Source organism: Phaeodactylibacter sp., from assembly GCF_040219495.1.
Lineage (GTDB): Bacteria > Bacteroidota > Bacteroidia > Chitinophagales > Saprospiraceae > Phaeodactylibacter.
The window spans coordinates 85,042-92,870 of the sequence record NZ_JAVJSK010000118.1 but is presented as its reverse complement, the minus strand read 5'-3'; the positions used below and the strand labels follow the sequence as shown (position 1 = coordinate 92,870).

General features: G+C 51.6%; 3 protein-coding genes. 2 read left to right on the top strand and 1 reads right to left on the bottom strand.

The genetic code is table 11. The features are described from left to right. The first annotated feature begins 1,060 nt into the window (after positions 1-1,060). Positions 1,061-1,774, top strand: a complete 714-nt coding sequence (locus tag RIC19_RS18580) for a helix-hairpin-helix domain-containing protein (protein WP_350179857.1) — start codon at positions 1,061-1,063, stop codon at positions 1,772-1,774. Positions 1,775-1,862: 88 nt separating this feature from the next. On the opposite strand, the gene RIC19_RS18575 is transcribed toward RIC19_RS18580, so the two are convergent. Next, on the bottom strand, positions 1,863-5,048 hold the full coding sequence (locus tag RIC19_RS18575) for a WD40/YVTN/BNR-like repeat-containing protein (protein ID WP_350179856.1): 3,186 nt from the start codon (positions 5,046-5,048) through the stop codon (positions 1,863-1,865). A gap of 205 nt (positions 5,049-5,253) precedes the next feature. On the opposite strand from RIC19_RS18575, the gene RIC19_RS18570 reads away from it, so the two are divergent. Further along, the gene (locus RIC19_RS18570) at positions 5,254-7,827 is read left to right on the top strand and encodes a glycoside hydrolase family 3 C-terminal domain-containing protein (protein ID WP_350179855.1); all 2,574 of its coding nucleotides are present in this window, start codon (positions 5,254-5,256) and stop codon (positions 7,825-7,827) included. Positions 7,828-7,829: the final 2 nt, after the last annotated feature.

Here is a 7,829-nt window from a genome sequence, read left to right as displayed (position 1 = left end):
TTTATGAACCCCGCAGAAATGCGGGGCAAGCTCTGACTTCCTCACTAAATTTTTCATTTAGCCCGCTAAACTCAAATTTAGTGACTTTGCCAGAACCATAAATCCTTGATTTTCATGACGAAACCGCTCCAAACATGCTCTAAGTGACTGAAAAAAGGCAGCCCGGTAGAACCGGGATGGGAAGGGGCAGCGCCATTTTAACCTTGTAATGATCCCCAACGCATCAAGTCTTTTGTATAAGCCCCTTTCACGCAACCAAAAACGGATGCACTGCACATAAGGCAGGCATCCGTTGGTTTAGCGGCTAAAAAATTTCATAGTGTTTGGCTGGAGTTCTGCAGGTTTAAGTAGTATTGTTCGGCTCCAGATCGTTGTTGGCCTCGCCGCTAAGCAGGCAGAATACTTCTTAGTGCAGCCCCTTACCCGTGGGCAGGACTGACTTTACCGGCATAGTACACATGCGCGGATACTTCAGCTACAGCACAATAGCCGTAGCTTCAGTTTTAACTAGTAGCAGGTGGATTATAATTTGCGTAAAACAACAGCCTGTCAATTGGCACAGGGGAATTACATCTCAGGCTGTAAGCGCTGTATTGTTGAGTTTTAGGCGCTTTTTTCGCAAAATCAAGGGTGTATACTCTATTACAGGAGGCTAAATGAATAGCCTTTAAGTGTCGTAGGTAAAGGGAATGGCTTTGAAGCCGGTGAGTTTTTGTGTAGCGTACTATCGTTTGGGTCGTTAAGACAAATGTAAAGTTAAATAAAAAAAATCCAAATAAGAAAATATTTTTTGGCCGAAATGCCCGGGCTAAATCCACTTTTTTAAAACCGTAGTAAATTCGGAAAGGAGCGGTCGCCTAAAAAAAGAAAACGGAGTAAGCTAAGAATCTGCACTTTTTGTTCCGAGCCTACCTCTACTGACCATGCCTTTGTTGTCCAGCCCAGACAAGCGACTATTGATAATCAGGCAATTATCTTTGTACAGGCATTGAATTAAAGCTATTTTTGTAATAGCTTTGCACCTTAGTGTAAACCAAACACTATCAAAAAACTTATAACCATGCTTAAGAAACAGTATCTGAAAACTAAGCCAGCCTGCAAGGTAACCTTCAGCCTGCCTGCCCACGCCGTAAATGGCGCTAAGGAAGTAAAACTTCTCGGTGACTTCAACAACTGGAGCCCGGAGTCTGCTACAAAAATGAAAGCCGCGAAGGACGAGTACAAAGCCGTACTCGAGCTGGAAACCGGCCGTCAGTACCAGTTCCGTTATCTCATTGACGAAGCCTACTGGGAAAATGACCATCAGGCAGATGGCTACGTCCCTTCGCCATACACTGGCATTGACAACTCTGTATTAGTGTTGGAAGAGGTTGCTGAGGCAGCACCTGCCAAAGCGGCCAAGGCAGCACCTGTTAAAAAGGAGGCTAAGAAAGCCGCTCCTGTAAAGGTTGCCGCTAAAAAAGCAGCTCCTGCAAAAAAGGCAGCAAGCAAAAAAGCAGCAAGCACGAAAGTAGCTGCTGATGACCTGAAAAAGATCGAAGGCATCGGGCCAAAGATCGCTACCCTCCTGGGCGAGGCAGGCATCAAAACCTTCAAGGACCTGGCTACTGCTAACAAGTCTAAGGTCAAGGAAGTGCTGGCTGCAGCGGGCTCCCGTTACAAAATGCATGACCCTGCCACCTGGATGGAGCAGGCTAAACTGGCTGAGGCCGGAGCATGGGAGAAGCTCGACAAACTGCAAAAGGAGCTCAAAGGCGGAAAAAAGACCAAATAGTAAACCGGTCTGCAACCTTTTCAAACAATAAGAAGCCCCGTCAGCGCAATGCCAACGGGGCTTCTTCAGTTTTACGTGCAGCGTTCTTCTACTCTTCAAATAGCGTATACGGGACCTGTTCCACCGCTTTCCGGTACGAGGCGAAATCCGTTTCAAAGAAATCCTCGATGGCCTGCGTCACCTCCGCTGTTTCGGCTTTGGCCTGATCAAGCATCAACCTGCCCATAGGCGCCAGGCTACCCTCTACCCCATCCAGGTAAGAATAAACGCCATACAGGGTGCTGTTGAGCAGTCCGGTAGACCGCCGAATCCCCTTAAAGTCTTCCGGGAGCATATAGCGTTCTTCCAGTTGCGTGATACTGTCCTGCAAAGCTTCACCCTGTTTTTTGATTGCTTTCAGGGTGCTATCTGGTGCATAGACGAGGGCTTCCTCCACCCTTTTGATGGCCTTTCTGGCTTCCTGCAAGCGGGTAAAAGCCGCAGTAGCCTGTTCCACCAATTCATAAAACTCCTGGTAGGCTGCTTGTTCCGCCCTTAGATCAGCCAGGTCTACATCAAGCCTCGGGTCCGCATGTACAGTCACCTCCGTGGAATCGGTAAAGTCGCCATTATGGATTACCAGCCTGTACCTGCCGGGCATCACCTGATAGCCCCGGGGCGGATCAGCATCGGGCCTTGCTGCCCGCCGGCTGGGGAAGCGCACGCCTTCCGCACGCAAATCCCAGGTGAAGCGGTTCATACCGGGCTTCAGTTTTTCAGAAAACCGCCGAATGGTATCCCCTTCGGTATTCAGTACCACCACTTTGGCTTCTTTACCGGGGCGCCTGCCTTTTGGCTCCTCAGTTTCGGAGGTATCCGCTTCTTTTTTTGACGCTGCATCTTCGGCATCATCGCCTTCCTCTTCTTCAGCTGGCTTTTGCCAAACTGTGATGCGGGCATAGGGCGAACGGTTTTTACCGCTAAACTCCCCATCAGCCGGAAAGTGAGAGCCTTCGTAGCTTTTGTAGTTGGCCAGATAAGCATCTGGCACAGGGAACGTTCGGAAGGTATCCTGCAGCAGCGCCCCTTCAGACCGGGCAATTTCCTGTACCGGGCGGGTGTCATCCAGTACCCAGGCCGAGCGCCCAAATGTACCAATGATGAGGTCCTTTTCCCGGGGGTGCAGTTGCAAGTCCTGAACCGGCGTGGAAGGGAAGCCCTGATCCCACTGTTGCCAGTTTTCACCCGTATCCATACTAAAGTACAGCCCGTAATCTGTCCCAAGCCATAAAAGATTAGGCACTTCCGGGTCCTGTATTATAGAAAGTGCGAACCCTTCGACCTGTTCTTCATCGACTATTCGGGTAAACGTCTGTCCAAAATCGTTAGTGTGGAACGCCATGGGGCGCCAGTCGTTTCGCCGGTAATCATTCACGATCACGAAGGCTTCACCAGCATTTTTTTCAGAGACTTCAATGTAAGGGATCCAGCTACCGGGGCGGGCTCCTTTTAGTTGATCACTGAGTTCGGCCCAGGACTGCCCCCCGTCTTGTGTGAGCTGCAGGTGCCCGTCGTCTGTACCTACCCAGATTACATCCTCGCGGACCGGGCTGGGAGCAATCGCCAGAATACTGGTAAAGTTTTCGGCCCGGGTATCATCAATAGTCAGCCCTCCGCTCTCAAACTGCCGTTGTTTGGTGGAATCGTTAGTCGTCAAATCCGGAGAAATGATTTGCCAGGTTAGTCCGCAGTCCATACTTTTATGCACATACTGGCTGCCGAAATAAATACCACAGTCATGAAAAGGGTTTTGGGCAATGGCGGCATTCCAATTGAAACGCAGCTCCTCCCCTTTCGGGTGTACCGGTTTCACAAAGCGGCTTTTGCCTGTTTCCCGGTCAATGTAGGAGACATTGCCACCCTGCGACATCGCATAAACGTAGCGGTTGTTATCGGGCCGGAAAACCACATCGAAACCATCCCCAAAGTAAACCTCCTGCCAATCCGTGTTCTGAATACCTCCGTACTCCCATACTGCACTGGGGCCTACCCAGGAACCGTTGTCCTGCATACCTCCGGCTATGTGGTACGGAATGTCCATATCATAACTGATGTGGTAAAACTGTGCCAGGGGCAGGGTCTGCACAAAGCGCCAGGTTTCACCCCCGTCATGGCTAATGTTCAGGCCTCCGTCGTTGCCCTCCATCATGTAAGCCGGGTTATCGGGGTGTACCCAAAAGGCATGATGATCCGGGTGCGTACCACGGCCGAAACGCTCGAAGGTCTTCCCACCATCTTCAGACTTAGACAGATAAGACCAGAGGTTGAAAACCCGGTTTTCGTTCTGCGGGTCGGCAAAAATATCGGCATAGTAAAAGGGCCGGTTACCAATGTTTTCTGTAGAGACCAGCTTCCAGTTGAACCCGCCGTCTGTGGATTTATAAAAGCCGTTTTTCTTTGCTTCAATCAGGGCATAGACGATATTAGGCTTGGACGGTGCAATGGCCAACCCCATACGCCCGAGTTCCCCTTTCGGTAAGCCGTCTTCCGATGTCCGCTCTTCCCAAGTCTTGCCCCCGTCGAAGGAAATGTAAAGACCCGAACCTTCCCCCCCGGATGTAAAGAACCAGGGCTTACGCCCAAATTCCCACATGGCAGCGATCAGTTTATTCGGGTTGGAAGGGTCGACCACCAGATCAGCACAGCCAGTGGAGTCGTTGACGAACAGTACTTTTTCCCAGGTGTCGCCCCCATCTTTCGTACGGAACACGCCCCGCTCTGAATTAGGGCCCCATGCCGAGCCCAAAGCCGCAGCGTACACGATGTCCGGATTGTCGCGGTGGATGATGATACGGTGGATCGTTTTTGTGTTTTCCAGCCCCATCCGTTTCCAGTTTTTCCCGCCGTCGATGGACTTAAAAATCCCCCCTCCGCTGTTGTGAGAATTCCGGGGGTTGCCCTCTCCTGTGCCCACCCAAATCTCGTCCGGGTTGCTTTGGTTGATGGCCAGCGCACCGATGGACTGCAGAGGCGCATCTTCGAAAATCGGCTCCCAGTTGATGCCCCCGCTGCCGGAGTACCAGACCCCGCCCGAGGCCGTCCCAATATAAATCCGGTTGGACTGACGGTTGACCACATCGATAGTCGTTACCCGGCCACTCATGCCCGCAGGCCCGATGCTACGGGGCGCAAGGGCTTCAAAGTGTTCTAAATCAATTTGTTGACCGTTCAGGTCTAGTGCAAACAGACTGAGGCTAATAAGTAGTAGTCTGTTGAATTTTAAAATGGCCTGCATAAGTTGTTTTTTCAGTTTGACCTGTAAAATAGTGGTTCTCTGCTTTTTCCCACAATCCACTACTCAGACCTGACGGCACCATGACATACACCACAGGACAGGTGAAGTTGGTATAAACCCTAGATTTCACCTTTTTCAGGCCTTAAAGCTGCATCAAAACAATCAGGAATCAGCTATTACAGATACACATTTATAGTAATTCATCATGACTCGTAAAATCCACCTCCTACTCTTTGCATTACTACTATGCCATATTCAGGGGAGCGCCCAGTCATTGCCTGTATACCAGGATACGGCCTACACCTATGCTGAACGAGCGGATGACCTGGTTCAGCGGATGACCCTGGAAGAGAAAATCGCACAATTGCAAAACCAAATGCACCTGGCTAAACCTGGTGACTTAGGCGTAGGCGCCTTCGGTTTCATGTCAAAGGATGCTGATATTGAAGCCAGTACCGAAGCGTACAATACCTATCAGCGTGCCCAGATAGAACATACCCGACTGGGCATTCCTGCCACAAGGTCAGGGGAAGGCCTTTTCGCTTACATGGGCAATGGATCAACGAGTTTCCCTTCGCCCCTGGGCATTGCTGCCAGCTTTAACCCCGACTTATCAGCCCGGGTAGCAGCTGTACTGTCCAAAGAATTAAAAAGCCGGGGAATTAGCCGGGTACTGGCCCCGGTGGTCAACCTGACGCGTGACCCACGCTGGGGCCGCACCAACGAAACATACGGAGAAGACCCCTACCTGAGCGGTATCATGGGCGCTGCCTACGTGAGGGAAATGGAAAAAGCGGGCCTTTCCACCATGGTCAAGCATTTTGCAGCCAATATGGGGCTCGATGGGCAGTTTACCGGCCCTGTGCATTTTACCGAACGCCACTTGCGTGAATACTACTTCCCGGCTTTCAAAACCTGTATAGAGGCAGGAGCTTCGTCTGTCATGATGGCCTACAACAATATTGACGGCATTCCCTGTGCCACCAACCCCTGGCTTATTCAGGGCATCCTGAAAGACGAATGGGGACTGGAAGGCTTCGTCTCTACCGACGGCAACTCCTCTACCCTCATCTTCGAGGAAGCCGGTATCTACAAGACGCCAAAAGAATTGGCCGCTGCCCTGATGAATGCCGGCTGCGACAAGTCCTCCCCCAGTTCTTTCTTTGATGAGCCGCTGCGCGAAGCCATCAAAGAAGGGCTGGTGCCGGTGGCGCGCCTCAATGACGCGGTACGCCGAATACTGCTGCAAAAACTGGAAACGGGCATTTTTGAACAGCCTTATGCCGACCCCGCAGCAGCTATACGTCTCAATAACCACCCTGACCACCGTGCGGTAGCCCGGGAGGCGGCACAACAGGCGCTTGTACTCCTCAAAAACGACAATCAATGCCTGCCATTCTCCAAGTCTGTTCAAAAGGTAGCGGTAGTTGGACCTTTAGCTGATTGGCTTATGGTGGGGCACTACGGTGGTTTTGGCAGGGAGGAAGTGACTGTGCTTGATGGCATACGGCAACTGCTGCCGGCAGCCGAAGTCACCTATACCAAGGGGGTCGAAATGCAGTATTTTGGCTATCCGCCTATCGATGAGCGGCACCTGAACGGGCCGGTACAGGCCGCCTATTTCGATAACGAAAACCTGGAAGGGCAGCCCAAAATTGTCAGATCAGAAAACCGCATTGAGCACGATTGGAAAAACGCCCGCCCCAAGGGCATCCCCGCTTCCAACTTCTCTGTCCGGTGGAGCGGCTCCTTCAACAGCCCGGTGAGCGGGCCGGTCCGCTTTGGGGTCACTATGGACGATGGTGCCCGCCTGTACCTGGACGGCCAGCTTATCATCGATGAATGGAAGGGCGGTGGCCGGCGTATGAAAGAAGCAGTGGTTGAACTCGAGCAGGGCAAGACTTACCCCTTCACCCTGGAATACTTTGACGGAGGCTTTAGTTCCTACGTTCAGCTGGGGTGGGATATCAACGAGGCCATCAATATTCCAAAGGCGGTGGAAGCAGCTATGGATGCCGATGCAGTGGTCGTTGTGGCAGGTATGTACGAAAACGAAAACTGGGACCGGACGAGCCTGGACCTCTCCGTGCCACAGGAAGAACTCATCAGGACCCTGGCAGCACTGGGCAAACCGATGGCAGTTGTACTTCAATCGGGCACAGTATTGACAATGTATAAATGGATTGATGATGTGGATGCCGTCATGATGGCCTGGTACCCCGGCTGCGAAGGCGGGCACGCGATTGCCTCCGCCCTTTTTGGAAACTACAACCCTGGTGGCAAACTACCGATCACCTTCCCAAAGGTAACCGGGCAGGTCCCCCTCAATTACAACCGGCACCCAAACGGCAAAGGGAAAATCAAGTTTATCGGAGATTTCAACGAGCCCCTCTTTCCCTTTGGGCATGGCTTGTCTTACAGTCAGTTTGAATACGATGGGCTGGAGCTTTCGGCCAGCATGATTCGGCCCGGAGATACCGTCACTGTCCGGTTCCGGGTAACCAATACCAGTGACCGGGCAGGAGAAGAGGTGGCTCAGCTCTATCTGCACGACAATTATGCAAGCGTAACGCAGCCCATCAAAAAGCTGGTAGGTTTCAAACGATTTGCGCTGGAGCCTGGAGAGACTCAAAGGGTAACCCTGAAAATCCTGCCCGAGCAGCTCAAAATATGGGATATCAACATGAACCATGTGATTGAGCCTGGCACTTTCGAACTTATGGTCGGCACCTCATCTGAAGACCTTCGTCTAAGCACATCATTAACCGTTGAAGAATAATT